At 68.7% G+C, this 22,823-nt stretch carries 20 protein-coding genes and 1 other RNA gene; 19 read left to right on the top strand and 2 right to left on the bottom strand.

The window, feature by feature from the left end; all coding sequences use genetic code 11:
- Positions 1-144 precede the first annotated feature (144 nt).
- Genes cobC through BM394_RS06245 form a run of 4 tightly spaced genes read left to right on the top strand, consistent with a single transcriptional unit; the run spans position 145 to position 4,074 of the window.
- Positions 145-1,278 carry an Rv2231c family histidinol phosphate aminotransferase CobC gene (gene cobC, locus BM394_RS06260; protein ID WP_092975290.1) on the top strand — a complete coding sequence of 378 codons (1,134 nt, stop codon included), beginning with the start codon at positions 145-147 and terminating at the stop codon, positions 1,276-1,278.
- A complete protein-coding gene (locus tag BM394_RS06255; RefSeq protein WP_092975287.1) occupies positions 1,275-2,135 on the top strand; it encodes a Nif3-like dinuclear metal center hexameric protein in 861 nt (286 codons plus the stop codon). The genes cobC and BM394_RS06255 overlap by 4 nt, the downstream gene beginning before the upstream one ends.
- Positions 2,132-2,866 (top strand): zinc ribbon domain-containing protein, encoded by a 735-nt coding sequence (locus BM394_RS06250; RefSeq protein WP_092975284.1) that lies wholly within the window; start codon positions 2,132-2,134, stop codon positions 2,864-2,866. Before BM394_RS06255 ends, BM394_RS06250 begins: the two co-directional genes overlap by 4 nt.
- On the top strand, positions 2,863-4,074 hold the full coding sequence (locus tag BM394_RS06245; protein WP_092975281.1) for a bifunctional RNase H/acid phosphatase: 1,212 nt from the start codon (positions 2,863-2,865) through the stop codon (positions 4,072-4,074). Before BM394_RS06250 ends, BM394_RS06245 begins: the two co-directional genes overlap by 4 nt.
- 74 nt (positions 4,075-4,148) lie before the next feature.
- Here the strand turns inward: BM394_RS06245 and tnpA are convergent, their stop codons facing one another.
- On the bottom strand, positions 4,149-4,553 hold the full coding sequence (gene tnpA, locus BM394_RS06240; protein ID WP_092975278.1) for an IS200/IS605 family transposase: 405 nt from the start codon (positions 4,551-4,553) through the stop codon (positions 4,149-4,151).
- A 45-nt stretch (positions 4,554-4,598) separates the two neighbouring features.
- Between tnpA and BM394_RS06235 the strand changes: the two genes are divergently transcribed.
- A complete protein-coding gene (locus tag BM394_RS06235) occupies positions 4,599-5,831 on the top strand; it encodes an RNA-guided endonuclease InsQ/TnpB family protein (RefSeq protein WP_092976196.1) in 1,233 nt (410 codons plus the stop codon).
- A 57-nt stretch (positions 5,832-5,888) separates the two neighbouring features.
- Here the strand turns inward: BM394_RS06235 and BM394_RS06230 are convergent, their stop codons facing one another.
- Positions 5,889-7,052: an ROK family protein gene (locus BM394_RS06230; RefSeq protein WP_092975275.1), complete on the bottom strand. Its 1,164-nt coding sequence runs from the start codon at positions 7,050-7,052 to the stop codon at positions 5,889-5,891.
- Positions 7,053-7,231: 179 nt separating this feature from the next.
- Between BM394_RS06230 and BM394_RS06225 the strand changes: the two genes are divergently transcribed.
- The 14 genes from BM394_RS06225 to BM394_RS06160 all read left to right on the top strand — a co-directional run bounded on the left by BM394_RS06225 (position 7,232) and on the right by BM394_RS06160 (position 22,739).
- Positions 7,232-8,668: a sugar porter family MFS transporter gene (locus tag BM394_RS06225; protein WP_092975272.1), complete on the top strand. Its 1,437-nt coding sequence runs from the start codon at positions 7,232-7,234 to the stop codon at positions 8,666-8,668.
- 201 nt (positions 8,669-8,869) lie between these two features.
- An RNA gene (gene rnpB / locus BM394_RS06220) (RNase P RNA component class A) lies at positions 8,870-9,272 on the top strand.
- Positions 9,273-9,637: 365 nt separating this feature from the next.
- Positions 9,638-10,426: a class I SAM-dependent methyltransferase gene (locus tag BM394_RS06215; protein WP_175529992.1), complete on the top strand. Its 789-nt coding sequence runs from the start codon at positions 9,638-9,640 to the stop codon at positions 10,424-10,426.
- 487 nt (positions 10,427-10,913) lie between these two features.
- Positions 10,914-11,186 carry a hypothetical protein gene (locus tag BM394_RS06210; RefSeq protein ID WP_092929349.1) on the top strand — a complete coding sequence of 91 codons (273 nt, stop codon included), beginning with the start codon at positions 10,914-10,916 and terminating at the stop codon, positions 11,184-11,186.
- Positions 11,187-11,224: 38 nt separating this feature from the next.
- Positions 11,225-11,815 (top strand): hypothetical protein, encoded by a 591-nt coding sequence (locus BM394_RS06205; RefSeq protein WP_092975266.1) that lies wholly within the window; start codon positions 11,225-11,227, stop codon positions 11,813-11,815.
- A complete protein-coding gene (locus tag BM394_RS06200) occupies positions 11,790-14,720 on the top strand; it encodes an ATP-binding protein (protein WP_092975263.1) in 2,931 nt (976 codons plus the stop codon). Before BM394_RS06205 ends, BM394_RS06200 begins: the two co-directional genes overlap by 26 nt.
- Positions 14,721-14,722: 2 nt before the next feature.
- Positions 14,723-16,720: a hypothetical protein gene (locus BM394_RS06195; RefSeq protein ID WP_092975260.1), complete on the top strand. Its 1,998-nt coding sequence runs from the start codon at positions 14,723-14,725 to the stop codon at positions 16,718-16,720.
- A 27-nt stretch (positions 16,721-16,747) separates the two neighbouring features.
- Positions 16,748-17,374, top strand: coding sequence for a hypothetical protein (locus BM394_RS06190; RefSeq protein WP_092975257.1), 627 nt, complete (start codon positions 16,748-16,750; stop codon positions 17,372-17,374).
- Between the two features lies 1 nt (position 17,375).
- Positions 17,376-18,362: a C40 family peptidase gene (locus BM394_RS06185; RefSeq protein WP_092975254.1), complete on the top strand. Its 987-nt coding sequence runs from the start codon at positions 17,376-17,378 to the stop codon at positions 18,360-18,362.
- A 131-nt stretch (positions 18,363-18,493) separates the two neighbouring features.
- Entirely contained in the window at positions 18,494-18,925 is a 432-nt protein-coding gene (locus BM394_RS06180; RefSeq protein ID WP_092975250.1) for a hypothetical protein, read from the top strand.
- 77 nt (positions 18,926-19,002) lie between these two features.
- On the top strand, positions 19,003-19,206 hold the full coding sequence (locus BM394_RS06175; RefSeq protein ID WP_092929140.1) for a hypothetical protein: 204 nt from the start codon (positions 19,003-19,005) through the stop codon (positions 19,204-19,206).
- 6 nt (positions 19,207-19,212) lie between these two features.
- Complete coding sequence (locus tag BM394_RS06170; RefSeq protein WP_092975247.1) at positions 19,213-20,724, top strand: RNB domain-containing ribonuclease; 1,512 nt, start codon at positions 19,213-19,215, stop codon at positions 20,722-20,724.
- Between the two features lie 161 nt (positions 20,725-20,885).
- Complete coding sequence (gene npdG / locus BM394_RS06165) at positions 20,886-21,551, top strand: NADPH-dependent F420 reductase (protein ID WP_092976193.1); 666 nt, start codon at positions 20,886-20,888, stop codon at positions 21,549-21,551.
- A 207-nt stretch (positions 21,552-21,758) separates the two neighbouring features.
- Complete coding sequence (locus tag BM394_RS06160; RefSeq protein ID WP_092975244.1) at positions 21,759-22,739, top strand: glutathione S-transferase family protein; 981 nt, start codon at positions 21,759-21,761, stop codon at positions 22,737-22,739.
- The last annotated feature ends 84 nt before the right edge of the window (positions 22,740-22,823 follow it).

Raw genomic sequence — 22,823 nt, 5'->3', positions numbered from 1 at the left:
GTCCCGTCGAACGGCATCGCCCGGGCGTCGGGTTCTTCCTCGTGACGCTTTCCGACGCCCCCCCCCGAGTCCCGGCGTCCGGTGGTTCCGGCGGCACCACCGGCGCTGTCCGGCCCGAGCCGCGCGGTAGCTAGACTGCCGGGGATGACTCGCCGGGACGACAGGGAGATGCTGCGCCATCACGGAGATGTGGACGCCGCTGGCGAGCTGCTCGACTTCGCGGTCAACGTCCGGCTGCGACAACCCCCGGAGTGGTTGCGCGACCGGCTGATCGCCGCGTTGGACAGGCTGGGCGGTTATCCGTCCGCCGAGGACGACCTCGCGGCCCGGTGCGCGGTGGCTCGACGGCACGACCGTTCTCCCGAGGAAGTGCTGCCCCTGGCCGGGGCGGCGGAGGGATTCGCGTTGTTGCCAACCCTGCGACCGGAGCTGGCCGCTGTGGTGCATCCCTCGTTCACCGAGCCCGAACTGGCGCTGCGCGACGGTGGCGTCGACGTCACCCGCGTGCCGCTCGACCCGGCCGACGGATACCGACTCCGGCCGGAGGCCGTACCCGAGCGGGCCGACCTGGTGGTGCTGGGCAACCCCACGAATCCGACCTCGGTGCTGCACCCCGCCGAGACCCTGCGCTCGCTGGCTCGTCCCGGACGGGTCCTGGTCGTGGACGAGGCCTTCGCCGACGCGGTGGTCGACGAGCCGGAATCGTTGGCCGCCGAACGGATCCCCGGACTGCTCGTGCTGCGTTCGCTGACCAAGATGTGGGGACTGCCCGGGCTGCGGGTCGGATACGCGCTGGGAGAGCCGGAACTGCTGCGGCGGTTGACGCACCGCCGCCCGCACTGGCCGGTGAGCACGCTCGGGTTGGAAGCCCTGCTGGCGTGCTGTGAACCCGAGGCCGTCGCCGAGTCGCGACGCGCGGCGGAGCTGCTCGCCCGGTGCCGTGACGAACTGGCGGCCGAGCTCGCCGACATCCCGGGAATCCACGTCGCCCTGCCGGCAGCGGCCCCATTCCTGCTGTTGCGGGTGCCGAACGGTCCCTCGGTACGCGCGGGGCTGCGACAACACGGCATCGCGGTACGCCGGGCCGACACCTTCCCCGGACTCGACGAGGACCACATCCGGGTGGCCGTGCGTGGTGACGCGGAGAACGCCCGACTGGTCTCCGCGTTGCGGGAAGTCGTCGTGCCACCGGCCTCGCCGGAGTGGGAACACACCGACGAGGAGCCGGTTGCCACCGTTACCGAAAATCGATCCACGACACGGGAAGCGACTCGATGACCACACGGATCAGGGATGTGCTCGACGTACTCGAAGCCGCCTACCCGCCGAGTTACGCCGAGTCGTGGGATGCGGTGGGGTTGGTCTGCGGCGATCCCGATGCGACCGTGGATCGTGTGCTGTGCTGCGTCGATCCGGTCGAGGAGACCGTCGACGCCGCCGTCGAGCAGGGCGCCCAGCTGCTCGTCTCGCACCATCCGCTGCTGCTGCGCGGGGTGCACGCCCTTCCTGCCGACGATCCCAAGGGCCACCTGCTACACCGGCTGATCCGTGCCGGGATCGGGCTGTACTGCGCCCACACCAACGCCGACACGGCCAGCCCCGGCGTTTCCGATGCGCTCGCCGCGCGGCTCGGACTGACCGTCACCGGTCCGCTCAGTCCGCACCGGGAGGGGGCCGAAACCGGGCTGGGCAGGTTGGGAACCCTGCCCGAGCCCGAACCGTTCGAACGATTCGTGCACCGGGTCGCCGACGCGTTGCCCGTGACCTCGTGGGGGGTGCGCGGGGCGGGTGATCCGCGCCGTACCGTGCGACGGGTCGCCGTGTGCGGCGGTTCCGGTGACTCGAATCTGGATGCCGCCGTCGAGGCCGGAGTGGACGCCTACGTCACCGCGGATCTGCGGCACCACCCGGCGGCCGAGCACCTCTCGCGTGCCGATGTGCCGGACACGCGTGTTCCCAACCTCGTCGACGTCGCGCACTGGGCCAGTGAGTGGCCCTGGTGCGAGCAGGCAGCCGATGTCCTCGGCGCGGCGTTGCCCGATACTGTCGAAGTCCTCGTCTCCGCGTGCCGCACCGATCCATGGACGGTGCACGCGCACGCCACGGACACCGATACTGGGAGGAAGCCCGAGTGAAAGCCGATCCCGCCGCACAACGCAGGTTGCTCGAAGTCGCCAACGTCGATGCCGAGCTCAACCGCATCAACCACCGCAGGCGGTCGCTTCCGGAGCTGGAACGGATCGGCGCCGCCGAGCGCGAGGTGCGGACCAAGCAGGACGCGTTGGTGGCAGCGCGGACCACACTCGACGATCTGCGCAGCGAGGTCGAGCGGCTGGAGAACGAGGTCGATCAGGTGCGGTCGAGGCAACAGCGCGACCGCCAGATGATGGATTCCACCGGCTCCTCCAAGCAGTTGGAGGACCTGCAGCACGAGATGAGCACCCTCAGCAGGCGCGAGGCCGCGCTGGAGGACGACATGCTGGAGGTCATGGAGCGCCGCGAGGCCCAGGAGGCCGACGTTTCGCACGCCCAGCAGGAGGTCAACACCGCGGAGTCCGAGCTGGAGGACGCGCGGCACGCTCGTGACGAGGCGTTGGCCGACCTGGAAAGTGACGAGGCCAAGCGACTGGCCGAACGGGAGTCACTGGTCGCGGACATACCGCAGCAGCTTCTGGACCTCTACGAACGGATCAGGCAGCAGCGTGGTTCGGGTGCCGGATATCTGCAGGGGAACAGGTGCGGTGCCTGCCGTCTCGAACTGGACCGGGCGGCGCTCGCCTCGGTGCGGGAGGCCGCGGCGGACGACGTGGTGCGCTGTGAGGAGTGCGGCGCGATCATGGTGCGTACCAAGGAGTCGGGTCAGTGAGCACACGGGTGATCGTCGAGGCCGATGGCGGGTCGCGCGGTAATCCGGGCGCGGCGGGCTACGGAGCGGTGGTTCGCGACGCCGCGGACGGACGTGTGTTGGCCGAATGTTCCGACGGGCTGGGGGAGACGACCAACAACGTCGCCGAGTACCGCGGCATGATCGCCGGGCTGAACGCGGCCCTGGAGCTCGGTGCGGCGGAGGCCGAGATCAGGCTGGACTCCAAACTCGTCGTCGAGCAGATGTCGGGCAGGTGGCGGGTCAAGAACCCGGCGTTGCAACCGTTGGCCGCCGAGGCCCGGCGCCTCGTGTCCCGGTTCACCTCCGCGCGGTTCGAGTGGATTCCACGGGAGCGCAACAAGCACGCCGACCGGCTCGCCAACGAGGCCATGGATCGGCAGGGTGACGGCGCGGACTCGGTGGCCGAAGCCGGATCGACGGTGCCCACCGGGGCGGCGGCGCCGGCCGAACCGACCGAGCCGGCCACGGTGACCGGAACGGCCGCGGTGACTGGAACGGCCGGGACCGATTCCGCACCGAGTGGGGTCGCCAGCTGGAGCGGTGCCGTGGGAGCTCCGACACGGTTGTTGCTGCTGCGGCACGGGCAGTCCCCCATGTCGGTGGACAAGCGCTATTCCGGGCGCGGGGACGTGCCGCTCACCGAGCTTGGGAGGCGACAGGCGCGGGCCGCTGCCGGGCGACTGCTGACGATGGACGAACTCGTTCCCGAGGAGGGAGCGGTCCCGGTACTTTCCTCGCCGCTGAGGCGGGCTCGCGGTACCGCCGAGGCGGTGGCCACGGCCATCGGCGGACAGCTGGTGCCGCACGAGGGGTTGGTGGAGACCGACTTCGGTGCCTGGGAGGGACTGACCTTCACGGAGGCGGCACAGCGGTATCCCGAGCTGCATCGCAGCTGGCTCGGTGATCCCGCGGTGACACCACCGGACGGCGAGAGCATGAACGCGGTCTTCGAGCGGATCGACGAGGTGCGGAACCGGCTGCTGCGGGATTACGCGGGACGAACGATCGTGCTCGTCACTCACGTCACCCCCATCAAGGCGTTGTTACGCATGGCGCTGGGGGTCGGCCCGGAACTGTTCTACCGGCTCCACCTCGATCTGGCATCGTTGTCGGTGGCCGAGTTCTACCCCGACGGGAACGCCTCGGTCCGGTTGGTCAACGACACTTCACACCTCCGTGGAATCTGACCCGGTGTTGATCGGAGCGAGCTCCGGCCTTCGGGCCGGAGTAAGCCGATCCGGAGTGTTCGTGGTCGGGCACGCTACGCAGGACGTCGTTGGTTTTCCACGTACTGCTGGATGATGCTCAGCGGCGCTCCGCCGCAGGAGGCTGCGAAGTACGACGGCGACCACAAATGCCCCCGGTAGGTCCGCATCGGGAAGTGCTGCTTCAGTCGTCGCGAGGCCACGCCTTTCAGACTGTTCACCAGCTTCGATACCGCTATCTGTGGTGGGTATTCCACGAGGAGGTGTACGTGGTCGTCTTCCCCGTTACATTCGGACAGCTCGGCACCGAAGTCGGCGCACACCTTCGCGAATACCTCGCGCAGGAAGTCGTGGTGTTGGTTGGTGAGCACGTTCCTGCGGTACTTCGTCACGAAGACCAAGTGAACGTGCATTCCGAAAACGCAGTGTCTGCCAGTGCGATAGTCCTCGGTGTTTGCCATAGACCAACATGATACAGTGATCGTGTGAAGGGAGGTGATCAGCTCATGCAGCTGCGGTACCGCTACCGGATTTATCCCAGCGACGACCAGCGCCAAGCACTCGCACAGGCGTTCGGTAACGCCCGTGTGGTCTATAACGACGCCGTGCGTGCTCGGCAGGATGCCCACGCGGCGGGGGAGAAGTTCCCGACCGGAACCGTGCTGCAGAAGCGGCTGATCACCGACGCCAAGCACAGCGAGGAGCGTGGCTGGCTTGGCCAGTGCTCGAACATCGTGCTGCAACAGGCCATCCGCGACTGCGACACCGCCTACCGGAACTTCTTCGACTCGCTCAAAGGCAAACGCGCCGGTCGTCGGGTGGGCGCGCCCCGTTTCAAGTCCCGCAAGGACAACCGGCAGGCCATCCGGCTGCACACCGGCGGGTTCTCGATCCGACCGAACGGGAAACTGCGTCTGGCCCGCATCGGGGACGTGAAAGTCGCCTGGTCGCGGGACCTGCCCTCGGCGCCGTCGTCGGTCACCGTGGTCAAGACCGCCGACGAGCGGTATTTCGCGTCGTTCGTGGTCGAGGTCGGCGACGAAACCCTGCCGGCTGCCGTCGACGAAGCAGGCCAGGACGTAGAACTCGGCCTGGACCTGGGCCTGTCCGCGTTCGCCGTCGACCAGCACGGCCGAGTGCTCGACAACCCGCGCTTCCTGCGCCGCGCCGAACGCAAACTCAAACGGGCACAGCGGGAACTCAGCCGCAAGCAGCGGGGCAGCAACAACCGCGCCAAAGCCAGGCGTCGTCTGGCCCGGCAACACACCAAAGTCACCGACACTCGGTCCGACTGGCTACACAAGGCCACGACCAGCATCGTTCGTGAGAATCAAACGATCGTGCTGGAAGACCTCGCCGTCTCCGGCCTGGCCCGCACCCGGCTGGCGAAGTCCGTGCACGACGCCAGTTGGGGCACGTTCCGGCGTCTCCTGTCGGAAAAGGCCGCGCGGTACGGACGCGAGCTGGTCGTCATCGACCGGTGGCTACCCACCTCGCGAACCTGTAGCTCGTGCGGACGCATCGACGGCCCGAAGTCGCTCGACGTGCGCACGTGGGAGTGCCCGTGTGGGGCGGTGCACGACCGCGACACCAACGCAGCACGCAACATCCTCGCCGCTGGACGGGCGGAGAGGCAAAACGACTGTGGACCCGACGTAAGACCCCACACCGGGGCAGACGGGGACGAAACAGGAAGCAGCGGAACCCCGCGAGGGGCCGCCGCTCCGCACGCGGCATAGCCGCGCCGGAATCCCCGCCCTCCAGGTCGGGGAGCACGTCAATGTTCCGGGCGCCGATCAGAGAGCGAGCTGTTCGTGTGCCAACAGTACGGCGCCGTCGAGCTCGGCATCGCGCAGCGAGCTCGTCACCAGGCGGCAGGCGGAGTGCGGTAGCGAGGAGCACCGTACCGCCTGCTCCATCGGATACCGCAGCACCTCGCCCGCCCCGGTCACCGCACCTCCGATGACGACCAGATCCGGGTTGAGCACGTTGCGGAGGTAGGCGATCCCGTGCCCCAGCGCGGTGCCCGCACGCCGCAGCGCTGCCACCGCCCCGGCGTCGCCGCTCTCGGCGGCGTCGAGCACGGCGTCGATGTCGCAGTCGGGCGCGAGCGCGGTCGGGGTTCCGGCCTCGGCGGCCTCACGCACCGACCGCAGAATCGCGGGTCGTGAGGCCACGCTCTCCAGGCATCCCGAGTTGCCGCAGGCGCACTGCCGACCGTTGTCCTCCACGCGGCAGTGCCCGATCTCGCCGCCGATTCCGGCGGCTCCCGAGAACAACCGCGAGTCCAGCACCACACCCGCGCCGATGCCCGTGTCGACCATGATCCGGACGAAGTTGGCGACACCGTCGCCCCAGCCGAAGCGTTGTTCCGCCAAGGCTCCGGCGTGTGCCTCGTTGTAGATCACCGCCGGGACGCCGAACAGCTCCTCGACCCACTCCCGAAGCGGCACGTCGTGCCAATCCAGGTTCGGGGCCAGCAGGCAGCGCCCGCTGCGGTGGTCGACCAGCCCGGAGACCGACACCCCGACGGAGGAGATGCGTTCGACGGGAACCCCCGCTCGTTCCGCCGCTTCGCGGACGAGTGGATCCAGCCGGTTCACACCTGTCGCCGCGTCGCCGACCGAGCTGGGAGCCGATGCCTGCGCCAGCGTCCTGCCGAGTGCGTCTGCCACGGCCACCGAACTGTCGCGCACCCCGAGGTGAACACCCACGTAGGCACGCGCGTCCGGGTTGAAGACCACGAGGTTCGGCCTGCGACCGCCCGCGACGGCCGCCTCACCGACTCCGGCCGGGATGAGCAGTTCCTCTTCGAGCAGCGAGTCGATGATCGAGGACACCGAGGGCTTGGTCAGACCGGTCGTGCGGGCCACAGCCGCGCGTGAGCGCGCTTGGCCGTCGCTGAACAGCTCGATCATGTGCTGTCGGTTCAGCTGCCGGACCGTCCGTGGGTCGGCCATGCCGCGAAAACCTCCTCGTACGGCTCGCGGAGCACCACCGGCCGCGAGCGCTGTAGCTCTCGGTGATCGATCGAAACCTGGAGTAACAGTCGTTCACCGTATTGACACGCATTAGTAAGGATACGATCCTTACCAACCATTGCTGGGTCACACTTCCCCTTGAGTGCAATGGAGCATAGATGTCCTTCCATTCCACCACCGGCACCTCGGGTGCCGGATCTCACGCCCGCCCACTGCGCACAGCCCACTTCGCCTCGGTGGCGGCGCTCGGCGGGTTCCTCTTCGGCTACGACACCGCCGTGATCAACGGGGCCGTCACCTCGATTCGGGAAGCCTTCGGGGTCGGTTCGGTCGTCACCGGGCTGGCCGTCGCCATGGCTCTGATCGGGTCGGCCCTCGGTGCCTGGAACGCCGGAACGCTCGCCGACCGGTACGGCCGACTGGTCACGATGCGCACCGCCGCTGTGCTTTTCCTGCTGAGTGCGATCGGTTCCGCCCTGCCGTTCACCGTCTGGGACTTCACGTTCTGGCGGCTCGTCGGCGGCGTCGCGGTCGGCATGGCCTCGGTGATCGCACCGGCCTACATCGCCGAGATCGCCCCGGCCCGGCGCAGGGGGCGGCTCGGCACCCTGCAACAACTGGCCATCGTGCTCGGCATCGCGATCTCCCAGGTGGTCAACTGGGCCATCGCGGGTGCGGCCGGGGGCGCCGCGGAGCCACTGCTGGGGCTCGACGCCTGGCAGTGGATGTTGGCGGTGGAGGCGGTTCCCGCGGTTCTCTACGGGGCGCTGGCGTTCACCATCCCGGAGTCACCGCGCTACCTGGTCACACGGGGTCACTTCGACCGTGCTCGACAGGTCCTGGACACCACCGAGGAGGGCGACGTCGACGAACGGCTCACCGAGATCCGGGATTCCGTGGTGAACGACCACCGGCCCCGGGTGCGGGATCTGCGCAGCGCCCGTTCCGGGCTGCTGCCGATCGTCTGGATCGGCATCGTCCTGTCCGTGTTACAGCAGTTCGGCGGGATCAACGTCATCTTCTACTACTCGTCGGCGCTGTGGCAGTCGGTCGGCATCGACGAGTCCAGCTCACTGCTGCTGAGCCTGTCCACCCAGATCTTCAACGTGCTGGGAACCGTCATCGCCCTGCTGCTGCTCGACAGGGTCGGACGACGCCCGTTGCTGCTGACCGGTTCGGTGGGCATGACGATCATGCTGGGGCTGGCGACGTTCGCCTTCAGCCACGCGAACACCGTGGACGGCGAACCGAACCTGGCCAACCCGTACGGGCCGATGGCGCTGGTCGCCGCGCACGTGTTCGTGTTCTTCTTCGCCATCTCGTGGGGTCCGGTCGTGTGGGTGCTGCTGGGTGAGATGTTCCCGAACCGGTTCCGCGCCCCGGCGCTGGCGGTCGCCGCGGCCGCACAGTGGTTGGCCAACTTCCTCATCACCGCCACTTTCCCGCCGCTGTCCGACATCAGCCTGTCGATGACCTACCTCGGGTACACCGCGTTCGCGGCCGTGTCGGTGTGGTTCGTGATCAAGTGGATACCCGAAACCAAGGGACGGACACTCGAGGACATGGATCGCACCACCGTGTCGTCGCGGGCCTGAGCGACCGGCCCGACCGGCGGTCGGCGGAGTCGTCGGTTCGCCGCCGGAGTCCTCCCGCCTCCGCCCCCGCGAGCGGTACCCGATGTGGCGGGTGCCCCTGGGCCTCGCCACCACTCGCGAGCGAGGGCGGACGGGAGGTTCCGCCAATCGGACACCTGGGGCGAACGGGGCGAGCGACTCCTACTAGAATGAGAATGCGGACGAGTCGACCGGGCGGCCGCGACGGGGTTCGGCCCCGTCGAGGAAAGTCCGGACTCCACAGGGCAGGGTGGTTGCTAACGGCAACCAGGGGTGACCCTCGGGAAAGTGCCACAGAAAGCGAACCGCCCGGCCGTACCGTTCGGTCGGGTAAGGGTGAAAGGGTGGTGTAAGAGACCACCAGCGTCCCCGGTGACGGGGACGGCTCGGTAAACCCCACCCGGAGCAAGGTCAAGAGGGCACCGTTGTCGGTGTCTGCGCGAGTGTTCGAGGGCGGCCCGTCCGAGACTCGCGGGTAGACCGCTGGAGCTCGTCGGTAACGGCGGGCCTAGATGGATGGTCGCCACGCGGGAACGCCTCGGGTGTTCTCCGCGTACAGGATCCGGCTTACAGGTCGACTCGTCCGCTTTCCCCGGGCGGTGTTCCCACACCGCCCACTGGCAGTGCTTCTTCCGGGCCGAACGCCCGTTGCTTGGTATTCCGCCGGTGCTTCCGGCGCTCCGGCGAAGAGTCCCTACACCGATCTCGATCGCGGTCCGATCACTCGTTGGTTCCAACGCGCCGCTTTTACGGGATGAGGAGCCGAGGTGGCGTGGTAACCAGTCGATGTCGAGCCACCCGGAGCGAGAGCAGGCGAAACGTTTAGTCGATCCGCCTCCGCGAAGGGCGGATCGACGACGTACCGCTGCCGCTTGCCGCCGTCTCCCGTACGGGATGGCGACCAACCCGGGCAGCGGAATCCAGTCCCGCCCGTGACATTGGGAGATCGGCTTGGCAGCAGGGTATGTCTTCGCCTCGGACGACCGGCTCACCGCGGCCCATCTCGGTGCCTTGGACAGGGCCTTCGACCACATCAGCGTCCGACGGCTGCTCGACTGCGGCGTACGGGAGGGCTGGCGGTGTCTCGACGTGGGAGCCGGGAGCGGTTCGCTGGCCGTGTGGTTGGCGGGCAGGGTCGGCCGGCGCGGCGAAGTCGTCGCCACCGATGTGGATCTCCGTGGGTTGCGGCACGTGTCCGCGAGGAACCTGCGAGTCGTCGAGCACGACCTCACCGTGGACCGACTCGCCGAGGGCGGTTATGACCTGGTGCACGGCAGGCTGCTGCTGATCCTGCTCGAAGGACGACGCGAACTGCTGCGGCACCTCGTGGGAGCACTCAAGCCCGGCGGGGTTCTGCTGCTCGAGGACTTCGACGTCGAGGGAGCGGGAACCGTTTGCGCTCCCACCGAGGCGGACGCTGAGGTCTTCGACCGCGTGTTGTGGTCCTATCTGGACGCCATGTCCGCCGTGGGGGTCGACATACACTGGGGGCGGCACCTCTACGGCGAGCTGTGTCGGACGGAACTACGCCGGATCGATTCCACGGCGACCGCCGAGGTGTGGCGGGGTGGTTCGCCCGGATGTGAGCTGATCCGGGCCAATTTCACCCAGCTCCGGGACCGCGTGCTCGCCGACGAGCGGATCGACCTCGCCGATTGGCGACACGCCATGCGACTGCTGACGGACCGGCGTTTCGCGATGCGCGGGTTTCTGCTCGTCGGTAATTCCGGGATTCGGTGAATCGTGCTCGTTCTCCGCCGCTGTCACTCGAGCGGGGAGTACGTGCGACGATGATCGACACTGGCTTCACGGAAGTGTGATGTGAGATCCGGCATCATCGGTGTGAGCGCCGAGTGATCACCGGGGCCGTTGTCGGAGTTCCGCCAGTCACGAAAGGATGGTCCTCGGTTGGCCACTGTCGAACCTTCCACTCGGGACGGAACACGGCTCGGCGTGGACGAACGGGTGAATCCCCGCCGGATCGTGCGACACGAAATTGCGCCGTACGAGTGGTTTTCAGGGTCGGCGGGCATGCTGTAAGAGTGACACGTTCGACGCCACACCCGGTGGGCGCTACCACTACTTCCGGGACACGTGCCATGTTCTACTCGATACCGCGTGCCGGGAATCCCCCGGTTTGTCGAAAAAAGCCGACAACCGCTCGTACACAGAGGTAACAATGACCGCCGTGCCACTAGCAGCCCTGGACCCGATCGCAGTGTTCGTCATGACGAGGTCGCCGGTCACGGTGCTCGCCCAGACGGATCTGAACACCGACGGCATCCGGGCATGGATTCTCAACAATCTGCTCCCGCTGCTGCTGTTGACCGTGGCACTGCTGCTGCTGTGGCTGGGTGGCGGCAAGGGTGACAACGCGGGTGTGATGCGCCGCGTCGGCGGCGTCTTCGTCGCCCTGGCGATCATCGGACTCGCGGTCAGCGGTACCGGTGTGGACATCGGAACCTTCATAGCCGGCCTGTTCAGCACCAGCGGTGGGTAACGACCGAGAGTTCGGTCCGATGGGCAGGTGGCAAGGATATGCAGGTACGTACCGACGACGACATCTACCGGGTGGATGCCGTTTGGCTGGGCCCTCCGAAAGCGACCTTCCCGTGGCGTGCCCGCTACGTCGCCTGGGGCGTGGGGATCCTGGTCTTTCTGCTGGTGCTCGCCGCGGAACGTCGGATGAACATCGGCTTCGGTTTCTTCTCCACGGCGTGGGCCGTGGTCATCACGATCGCGCTGACTCGGCTGATCTGCTCCCGAATCAGTCACGAACGACCGCTGAGCGCCGTGATGGTGATGTGGTTGCGTGAACTGACGGCGCCGCGCCGTTCCCTGAAGGGCAGGGGAGGAGCCGCGAGCGCCGCAGCCGTGCGGGTCAGTCCACAACGTCCTCGCCCCGCGCGGTCCAAACAGTCCGGACGTGGGAAACGGGCCGCCCGCCGGAACCGGGCCTCCGCCGGGTCCGCACCCGCCCGACCCGTTCGGCAGGGCGAGGCCCCCCGGTCCGGGCGCGAGGTCCGGCCGCCGCGTGATCGGTCCGGTTCCGCCGGACGAGCCAGTGCCCCCAACAGTCGTGTGCGTAGCAAGGAGGTTCGCGGTGTTCGGTCGCGGGCGAGGTCGTGAGAACGATTCCAAGCGGGCCTCGGGACAGCAGTACCGTGCCGCGCCGCAGAAGGCGTCGAAGACCGGACGGCGGGGCAAGGGCAAGGACCGCAAACCTTCCGGGGAACAGTCCCTGCCCAGCTACACGCCGTCGATAGCGGCCCGCTCCATCGACGGTCACCTGCTGCGTACCGGCCAGGACGTGTTCGCCTGGTACCGGCTCTCCCCGCAGCGCTGGTCGTTCAGGTCCGATTCGCAACGGCAGGACCTCATCGCCGCCATCGCCGGGCAGTACGCCGAGTTGCAGGGACGTTGGCTGCACCTGCGCGTGACGAACCGGCCCTATCCGATCCGGATGTGGGCCGAGGCGCACGTACGTAACGCGCACAACCCGATGCCCGATGTAGCGGGTGCGTTGAGCTTCGACGACTACATGGTCGGGGAACAGCAGCAGCTCATGGGGCGCTCGATGGCCGAGAAGGAGGTCTACCTGGGGGTGCAGGTCCAGACCCGCAACGTGGTCGACCGCGCGGTCGAGCGAGCCGCGCCGTTGCTGCGTCGAGTGTTCCCGGAGGCCGTCGACGCCGAACTGGTCGCCCTGGACAGCGAGATCGAACACCTGGATCAGGTGATCGGCTCGGCGGGGTTGGACGGCAGGCCGGTCACCGCCGAGGAAGTCTCCTGGTTGATGCACCGCTCGTGCTCGCTCGGGCTGCCGGCCCCGCGCAACCTGCCCGCGACTCCGAGCAGCGACTGGCAACCCGAGGACCTGGCCTCCTTCACCGACGCCGCCGACATGCACCAGGAGCCCTACGCCCCCACGGTCACCGTCCGGGGACGCACCGGCTCCAATGCCGGTGTGAGCAGACAGGTGGCGGTGCTGACCCTCGGCCAGACGCACGGACTGCAGATCCCCGAAGTGGACGATCCCTGGCTGCAGCACTCCGACCGGCTGCCCGCTCCGGTCGAGTGGTCCGCCCGCATCTACGTCCGTCGACCGGAGGACGTCGGTGGGGAGCTGCAGCGCCAGATGAACAAGGTGCGCTCCCAGGTGCGCCACTACACCGAGGAACACGGCCTGGAACCGCCCACCTCGCTCTCCCGGCAGGCGGGCAGGGTGCTGGAGATCGACGACGAGATGACCTCCGGCTTCACCGCGTTGGCCACCCGGGTGCGTTCCTGGTGGCGCATGTCGGTTTCCGGGCCGACCGAGCGTGACGCGCTGCGGCTCGCCCAGCAGTTGCTCGATCTCTACAAACCCAAGGTGGCGATCGAGCACCCCGAGGCCCAGTACGCCATGGCGCGGGAGTTCATCCCCGGTGAGCCGCTCGCCTCGGGGGCCTACATGCGTCGCGGCTCCGTGGTGTGGGCCGCCTCCTCGGTGCCGCAGGCCACCGCCGAGGTGGGGGACCGCAGGGGGGTGCTGCTGGGCGAGACCTGCACCGCCACGCGGCGCCCGGTGGCCTGGGACCCGTGGATGGCGCAGGAGGTGCGCGACGCCTCCGGGCTGACCGCCATGGTCGCCGGTCTCGGCGGCGGCAAGTCCTTCCTCGGCGGCGGTTTGGTGTACAAGACGCTGCGTGCCGGGGCGTACTGGACGTTGCTGGACCCGTCCGGTCCGTTGGCCGAACTGTGCGAACTGCCCGAACTGCGGCCCTACGCGCGTCCGATCAACCTGCTCAACGCGCAACCGGGGATCCTCAATCCGTACCGGGTCGTCGCCGAGCCGGAGCTGGAACACTTCGTGGACGAGGAGGACCCGGAGCGCAGCTGGCGGCGGGAACGCGCGCTGGCCGCGGCCACCAGACGCCGACTGGTGCTCGACGTGCTCACCGGCCTGCTGCCCTACGACGTCGCCCGGATGCCGCAGACCCGCATCGTGCTGCTGCGCGCGGTCCGGGCCGTCGGCGGCAGGCCCGACGCGCACCCGGGCATGGTGTTCGAGGCGCTGCGCAGGGATGCCAGTGAGCACCACGAGCACGCCGTGGTGGTCGCGGACTTCCTCGACGAGGTCCGCGAACGCATGTCGTTGCTGATCCCGGAAGCCGACGCCGATCCCTACTCGCAGCGCAGGGAGGACCGGCTGACCGTGCTCACCATGGCCGGGTTGACCCTCCCCAAGGACGGCGTCGGCCGCGAGCACTGGACCGACAGCGAGGCCCTGGGGGTCCAACTGCTCAACCTGGCCGCGTGGCTGACCCAGCGCACCGTCTACGAGCGTCCGAAGGAGGAACGCAAGGGAGTCTGGATCGACGAGGCGTTCTTCCTGTCCGAGGTTCCCACCGGGCGGGTGCTGATGAACCGCTTCGCCCGTGACTCCCGGAAGTGGAACGTACGTGTGCTGCTGTCCAGTCAGATCCCCGACGACTTCCTGCGCATCCAGGGTTTCGTGTCGCTGTTGGACTCGGTGTTCATCGGCAGGCTCGACGATGAGCAGGCCCAGTCCGACGCGCTGCGACTGCTGAAGGTTCCGGTCGACGCGGGTTACGAACAGGTCGTCTCCGCGCTGGGGCGCCGCCCCGGACCGTCGCGCAACAGCACCGAACGGGACCGTTCGCCGCGGCAGTTCATCTTCGGTGACGGTGACGGCGGCGTGGAACGCATCAGGATCGACTTCAGCGGTCCGCACCTGCAGCACCTGCGCGACTCGCTGGACACCACGCCGGTGGCGGAGGAGTCCGAGGAGAACACCTCGGGCGGCAACGACGCGCTGACGCCGAACTCCGACTCGATCGCCGAGATCGGCGGTGCCGACTCCGAGGAAGAACCGGTCTCGGAGGAGAGCGAGGAGTTGCTGGAGGACTTCGCCGAGTGGGAGCTCACCGCTGCCGGGGTGGGGCGCGACGACCATCAGACCGAGTCCGACGAGGAGCCCGGGAGCAGTAACGGTTACCGGGGCGGGGACCGAGCACGAGGTGTTACCTGATCGTGTGGTTGCTGTTGATCCTGGCGGTGGCGACCACGGCGGTGGTCGCCGGACTCCGACGTGCGGGACGCGGTTCCGGTCGCTTCCCGGTTCCCCGCCGTGGCCGTCGCGGTGCGTTGACGATCGTGATCGCGCTGCTGGGACTGCAGGCCCTGGCCGGCGCTCCCGCCTACGCGCAGCCGTTGGACTGCACCGAACCCCCGACGCCGGGACGTCCCGGCACCGGCATGGTCGGCGCGCTGGATCCGGCGCCGATCGGCGTGGGACAGAGCGGCAGCGCCTACGACAAGTACGGCTACGCCGGGCAGGTCTGGCACACCTACGACCTCGGTTGCGGGCCGCAGGGGGTCAACAACCCCAACGCGATGGTCGACACCTGGATCGGCAACCAGCTGTTCAACGTCGCCAAGAACCTGGTGGGCGTGACCAACGCGCTGCACTACTCGCTGCTGTCCGGCGATCTCATGGAACCGCTGGACGACATGATCGCCGAGGCCACCGTGGCGCTGTACGACAGCGTGTTCACCCCCTGGTTCGGGGTGGTCGCGGTCATACTCGCCGTGCTGCTGTTCCGCTACATCTGGCGGGGTGACCTCGCCAGTATCGGAAAGCGGACAACCTGGGCGCTCGCGGGACTGTGGCTTGCCAGCGCGACCTATCTGACCCCGCTGGTCTACACCCAGGCGCTGGACGACGTCGTGATCACCGGCACCTCCGCTGTGCAGGGCGGCTTTCTGCGCGAGGTCGGATTCGACGAGCGGGACGGTCTGCCCACCCTGCTGCACGACCAGGTGGTCTACCGAGGATGGTTACGCGGCGAGTTCGGTGACCCCGACTCGGCCAAGGCCGAGGAACTGGGCATGGAGCTGCTCGACGCGCAGGCCTGGACCAAACGGGAGGTGCTGTCCGGCGCCGCCGACGGTTCCGCGCAGGAGAAGCAGCAGCAGTTCGAGGACGTCGCCTCCCGGATGGGCGGAGCCTACGGCTACCTCCAGGGCGTGGACGGCAGCAGGATCGGTGCGGGCATGCTGAGCATGCTCCAGGCGCTCGCCTACACCACGTTCCAACTACTGGCCAAGGCCGCCATCCTGCTGGCCCAGTTGCTGCTGCGCGTGCTGATCCTGACGGGGCCGCTCATCGGTCTCATCGCGATACTGCACCACGACGTGTTGCGCGGTGTCGGTCGTATCGCGGGTTCCGCGCTGCTCAACGTGGTGGTCATCTCGGCGATGGCGGGTGTGCACACCGTGGTGCTGAACCTGATCTTCGCTCCCCAGAGCGGATTCGCCCTGCTGACCCAGATAGCCCTGGCCGGGCTGCTGACCCTCATCTTCCTGATGATCGGCAAACCGATCCGTCGGATGGGGCAGATGGTCCAGCTCTCGGCCGGTTTCGCGGGCGGGGCGCTGCCCAGCCCTCCCTCGTTGTTCTCCCGATCGCGCGGGGGGCGCTCCGACGGGCAGCAGAGTGGTGCGCAGGACGACTTCTGGGACCGGGTGCGTGCCTCCGGGGGCGAGGAGGACTCCGCCGCATCGGGCGGCAGCCGCACCGGACACGGTCGTCCCGAGTCCGTGGAGCCTCCGGTGGCGGTGACCTCCGAACGCGTGGATCGGCCAGCCTCGCGGCGCGACGGCGGTCAGGAGGGTGCCGTGCCCGGGGCGGCGATCCCGGCCGCACGCGCGGGTGGCACTTCGGCCGAGGACAACTCCGGTGGCGGACAGCAGCGACCGGGGGCGACGCAACGGGCGACGGGAGCGCTGCCCGCTGCCGGGGCCGGCGGCGAGAGCAGCCGCATGGTGGACACCTCTCCGATCAGCGACGGATCGTGGAACGAACGTGACCAGGATCCGGTGGTGGTTCCCTCGCGGGTCGGCGGCAGCGGTTCGGTGCGGGGCACGTCGACGGACACGGATCGGCGGCCCGACAACGAGTTCGTCCGGGGGCGACCGGTCAATGTGGTCTATCGCCCCTCGCGTGGGTTGGAGGTCTCCGATGAGTGACGCATCGTTTCGAGAGGGTCGATCCTGATGCCGATCAGAACACACCGCGGCCGTGCCGCCGTATACCGCAGGTTATGGGGCTGGCCGCTGCGTTCCCCCAAACACCTGATCATGGCGTTGGTGTTGCTGGTCGCGTTGGTCAGCGCCGTCGGGCTGCTGCTCCCCGAGCTCTCCTCGCGGGGTGGAGCCGCGCCCCGCACCGACGGCGATTCCGTCGACTACACCGTCGACAACGGCACGCGGGAGAGTGCCTCCGATGGCTCCGACGAGAGCACCGACCGGGAGGAGCTCGGTGGAGCTCCGCCGACGATCTCCGTGCCCACCGTCACGGCGGAGTCCGCCGCGCCCGATCCGGCGGGCATCGACGTGGCGCGTTCCTGGGTGACGAACTGGGTGCGTCACTCCACCGGTGAGCAGCGGCAGCAGTGGCTCGACCGGCTGCGGCCCCACACCACCCCCGAGTTCATCGGTGTGCTGGAGACCGTCGAACCCGCCAACGTGCCCGCCACCGAACTGACGGGCGAGTTGCGAACCCAACAGTCGACGAAGAACTCCATGCGGGTACTGGCGCCCACCGACGGGCCCACGCTGCGGTTGCACGTGGTCCGGGCGGAGCAGGGCTGGCGCGTTGCCGGTTACGACAGGGTGGACTGATATGCGCAAGATCGCTGTTGTCCTGGTGCTGCTCACCGGTTTCGGGGGGCTGATCGGTGTCGGTGCCGTCACCGGCCTGCTGGCCGGTATGGGAGGAGGCGGCGGCAACTCCACCTGGTCGGGTTGCAGCACCGCGTTGGCGACCTCGGGGAACTCCGCCCAGCGCGGGCAGCGCATGGCCGCCCGGCTCGAACGCGAACAGCGCAGGATAGCCGCTCGGATCATCGAGATCGGCAAGCAGCGCGAGTTGCCGCCGCGCGCCTGGCAGATCGCGATCCAGGCGGGCAAGACGGAGTCGAACCTGCGCAATCTCGACTACGGGCACGCCGATTCGCTGGGTGTGTTCCAGATGCGGCCCTCGATGAACTGGGGGACCCCGCGGCAGGTGACCGACCTCGGGTACGCGATCAACAAGTTCTACGACGTACTGCTCGACGTCGAGGGCTGGAAGCGGATGCGGCCCGGTGCCGCGGCACAGGCGGTGGAGCGTTCGGCGTTTCCCGACCGCTACCACGAGGCCGAGGCCATGGCGGCACACCTGGTCAGCAACCAGGGTGACGTCGCCGCGCTGAGCGGCTGCGACGAGATGCCGAACACCGGTTCCCTGGTCCGCGAGGCGATCGACTACGCCAAGCGGCAGCTCGGCGCCCCCTACGAATGGGCGGCCGAGGGGCCGGACACGTTCGACTGCTCCGGTCTGACGCAGCAGGCGTACGCCGCCGCCGGGGTGCAGATCCCACGGGTCTCGCAGGACCAGTACGACAGCGGCGGAGCCAAGGTGGAGCTGTCCCAGGCGAGGGCCGGGGACCTGGTGTTCTGGGGAACCGGGCGACAGTCGACCGACGTGCACCACGTGGCGCTCTATCTCGGTGACAGCAAGGTGCTGCACGCCCCGCAGCCCGGTGAGGAAGTCCAGATCGCCAAGCTCTGGGACGGCGGCGAGCTGTTGCCGACGGCGGTGCGGCCCACGCTTTCCAGGTCGCGGTGAACTGTCGTGAGCGATCCCCGAACGACAGCACCGGCAGGCGAGACGGGCGCTCGGACGCGATCGCGCCGAGAATGTCCAGGTCGGTCGAACGGTGACCGAAACGGTTCGCCGCACGCTCCAGGAGGAACAGCATGTTCACCCCCGACCCGATTCCACGGCCCAACGGTCCGCCCGCTTCCAGCACTCCCCTGGGGGACTACCTCTCCGAACAGCACCACGGCGTCGATCATGCCTATGCCGTGCTGCCGCGTTCGCTGGCCGAGTCCATGCCGCTGCCCTGGCAGCGGCACATGCGGGAGTTGCTGGCCGAGTTCCACCAGGCGTTCGGACATCTGAAATGGCCGGTCTACCGCGTCGTACCCACCAGGTACGAGCGACTGGTCGATCTGGACGAGGAGCAACTGGCCGAGATCGGATACACCATGGAGGTCGACGACACCGGCGAACTGGATTACCGCTCCCGGGACGGCGTGCCGATCGAGAATCCGGAACAGCAGCGCGTCCTCGTGCCCTGCCTGGATCCCATCCCGCGCCGACACGGAGATTCCGGGGGAAGCACCTGATCCGCCGGGCGGGTGTCGTCGGCCGCGCTCGGCGTCGTGAACGTGACATTCCTGTTCCGGCGTGCCAGGCTCGTGTCATGGACCCGAACAGCTGGTTCTTCTGCTTGAAGCACCGACGAGTCGAAGCGCCGGGTGAAGTGTGCCGTTCGCTCAACCGTCTCGGTCCATACCCTGATCGCGCTTCGGCCGAGCACGCGCTGGAACTGGCCAGGCAGCGTACCGAAGCGGCCGACGAGGCCGATCTGCGTTGGGAACAGCAGCCAGGGGCCGAGGGGCGCTGAGCACCGATGGCAGCGGCACGGACCTCCCAACGGATCGATTCCGCCGCTGCTGCCGAATCGGAGACCCCGGACGTCGGGGAAGTGGCCCCCGAGGAGGCCGTTGTCCCTGTCGGGACGGCTTTCGCCGGTATCCGCCGCGAGTTCGGTCTGCCCGGCGAGTTCCCCACCGCCGCCCTGGCGGAGGCGGAGCAGGCCGTGGCCGAGCCGCTGTCCTCCGCCGAACGCACCGACGCGACGGGTTTGCCGCTGGTGACCGTCGATCCCGAGGGCTCCAAGGATCTCGACCAGGCAGTGCTGCTGCGGCGGCGGGGGCGCCGCGGTTTCCGGGTGCACTACGCGATCGCCGACACGGCCGCCTTCGTTGCCCCTGGCGGCGCGTTGGACCGGGAGACGTTCCGCCGTGGCCAGACCCTCTACCTGCCGGACGGCAATATTCCGCTGCACCCGCCGTTGCTTTCCGAGGGAGCGGCCAGCCTGCTGCCCGAGCAGGTCAGACCGGCCGTGCTCTGGACCGTCGATCTCGACAGCCACGGTGCCCCGATAAGAGTCGACGTTCGCCGCGCCGTGGTCCGTTCCGTGGCGGCGCTGGACTATCGGGGGCTGCTGCGGTCCTTCGAGGCGGGCGAGCCGCACCCGGCGGTGGAGCTGTTACCGGAAGTCGGCCTGCTGCGCAGGGAGCAGACGACGCACCGTGGGGCGATCGAGCTCGGACTCCCGGAACAGCGGGTGGAGTTCTCGGACAGTTCCGGCTGGCGACTGGGTCTGCGTCCCCGGATGTGGCTCGAGGCGTTCAACGCCGAGATCTCCCTGCTCACCGGCATGTGCGCTGCCGAGATCATGCTCGCGGCCGGGGTGGGAGTGCTGCGCACGGTGCCCGACCCCGATGAGGAGGCCGTGCTGGGGCTGCGGCGTTCGGCGGAACGTCTCGGGGTGTACTGGCCTCCGGAGCAGTCAGCCGCGGAGTTCCTGTCGGCTCTGGAACCGTCGCGTCCGGAGTCGTTGGCCCTGCACGTGGCTGGGACCCGGCTGCTGCGCGGCGCGGGATACACCGCCTTTCGGGACGGGAAACCGGCCGTGGTCGGTCACGCGGGGATCGGTGCCGCTTACGCGCACGTCACGGCTCCGCTGCGACGGCTGGTGGACAGATTGTGCACCGAGATCTGTCTCGCCGTGGTCGCCGGACGGCCCGTGCCGGAATGGGTTCGGGAGGGCATCGTGGAGCTGCCCTCGGCGATGGGAAATTCCGACCGGCTGGCCTCGCGCGTGGAACGGGCGTGCATCGCGCAGGTGCAGGCGTGGGAACTCGCGGATCGGCTCGGTGAGGTCTTCACGGCGACCGTGCTGCGCACCGACGGCGAGGCGGGCACGGGCGAGGTGTTCGTGCCGGAGCCGCCGGTGATAGCGCGTTGCCGCGGTGCCGAACTGGTTCGCGGTCAGCGGGTTTCCGTACGGCTCGTCGACGTCGACTCGGCTCATCGCGAGGTCCTTTTCGAACTCGCCGACACCCCATCCGGCTGATTCCGGGGGGCACTTTCGCATCGCCCCGTTCCGAGTCGGGCCGCCCGTTGCCGGACGAACTTCCGTCCGCGTTCGCGAACACGCCGTGCCGGTGGGACGCTTCTGGTTACCGCCGGGTAATAAAGTGTGCTGGCACGTGATCGGAGTCGATAGGAGTAATGGTGGTTGACGTTCGGGAACTGACCGTCGGAGTGCTGGGCGGTACCGGTGCGCAGGGCAAGGGGCTGGCCATCCGGTGGGCCCAGGCGGGGTTGAAGGTGTTGATCGGTTCCAGGTCGGCCGACCGGGCCGCCGAGGCGGCCGAGGAGATCGCCACCACCAGCGGCGGTTCGGTACTGGGAAGGAGCAACTCCGACTGCGCCGCCGAGGCCGACGTGGTGCTGGCGGCGCTGCCGTGGGAGGCGCACGCCGACACGCTGCGCGAGCTGCGTTCGGAACTGGCGGACAAGATCGTGATCGACTGCGTCAACCCGCTCGGTTTCGACAAGAAGGGGCCCTACGCACTGCCGGTCGAGGAGGGCAGCGCGGCCCAGCAGGCGGAGGCGCTGCTGCCGGACTCCAGGGTCACCGCCGCGTTCCACCACGTCTCGGCCGTGACACTGGCCGACACCGACGTCTCGCACGTGGACCTGGACGTGCTGGTCCTCGGGGACGACCGGGAAGCCACCGATCTCGTCAGGTCGCTGGCCGACGTCATCCCCGGCGTGCGCGGCATATACGGCGGCAGGCTGCGCAACGCGCACCAGGTGGAGGCGTTGACCGCCAACGTCATCGCGATCAATCGGCGCTACAAGGCACACGCGGGACTGCGCATCACCGACGTGTGACCGGGCCCGCCGCGTCCGTCCCCGCGTCGCCGCTTCTCGCTCGACTGGCGACGTCTCGGGACCCGGTCGACAATGCCTCGTGCGAGGACGCGTCCGGTGGTTCGCGCTCGGCCCCGGCCCAACACGCTCGCCCGGGGCCGAGCGAGGCCCCGGGCGGTGTGCTCGGTTCGACCGGCCGAGAGCGAGGGGCCGAGAGCGGGAGACAGCATGAGCGCCGCCGAATTCCCGGCAGAAACGGCCACCACCGGTGAGTGGGTGCGGCAGCGCAACCGGTTCACCGAGCGGGTGACCGCGGACGGGTCGTCGGGTTGGACCGCCCTGCCGGGGCGGTACCACCTGGTGGTGAGTCTGGCCTGCCCCTGGGCGCACCGCTCGTTGATCGTGCGACGGCTGCTGGGGCTGGAGCACGCGATCACGCTCGGCGTCGTCGATCCGCTCCGGGACGAGCGCGGCTGGCGATTCACGCTCGACCCGGAGGGACGTGATCCGGTCACCGGGATCCGGCTGCTGTCCGAGGCGTACCTGGCGAGCGATCCGGAGTTCAGCGGGCGCTACACGGTCCCAGCCCTGATCGACGTCGAGTCCGGCACGATCGTCAGCAACGACTACCACCGGCTCACCCTCGACCTCGAGACCGAGTGGCAAGCGCTGCACCGCCCCGGAGCCCCGGATCTCTACCCGGTGGAGCTGCGCACGGAGATCGACGAGATCGACCAGCTCGTCTACCGCGACGTCAACAACGGCGTATACCGCTGCGGTTTCGCCACGTCACAGCGTGCCTACGAGCGGGCCTTCGACGCGCTGTTCCGGCGGCTCGACCAGCTCTCCGAACGGCTCGAACGGCAGCGCTACCTCGTCGGTGGGACGATCACCGAAGCCGACATCAGGCTGTTCACGACGCTGGTGCGGTTCGACGCCGTCTACCACGGGCACTTCAAGTGCAATCGGCACAAGCTCACCGAGCTGCCGGTGCTGTGGGCCTACGCCCGCGACCTGTTCCAGACGCCCGGTTTCGGCGAGACGGTGAACTTCGAACACATCAAGAACCACTACTACCGCACCCACCCGGCGATCGATCCCAACGGGATCGTTCCCGCCGGGCCCGTGTCGGCGGAGTGGCACACCCCGCACGGCAGGGCGGCACTGGGCGGGAGCCCGTTCGGCACGGGCACCCCGCCCGCCGACTGAACCGACCTCCGGGATCGCTCGATGGTCGCCGCCGACGGAGTCGGCCCGGTGCGGCAGGGCGCCGACTCGCGTCCCGGCCGGTCA

Source organism: Actinopolyspora lacussalsi subsp. righensis, assembly GCF_900116555.1.
Lineage (GTDB): Bacteria > Actinomycetota > Actinomycetes > Mycobacteriales > Pseudonocardiaceae > Actinopolyspora > Actinopolyspora lacussalsi.
Note: the sequence above shows the minus strand (reverse complement) of the source record. Positions and strands in the feature narration are given on the sequence as shown.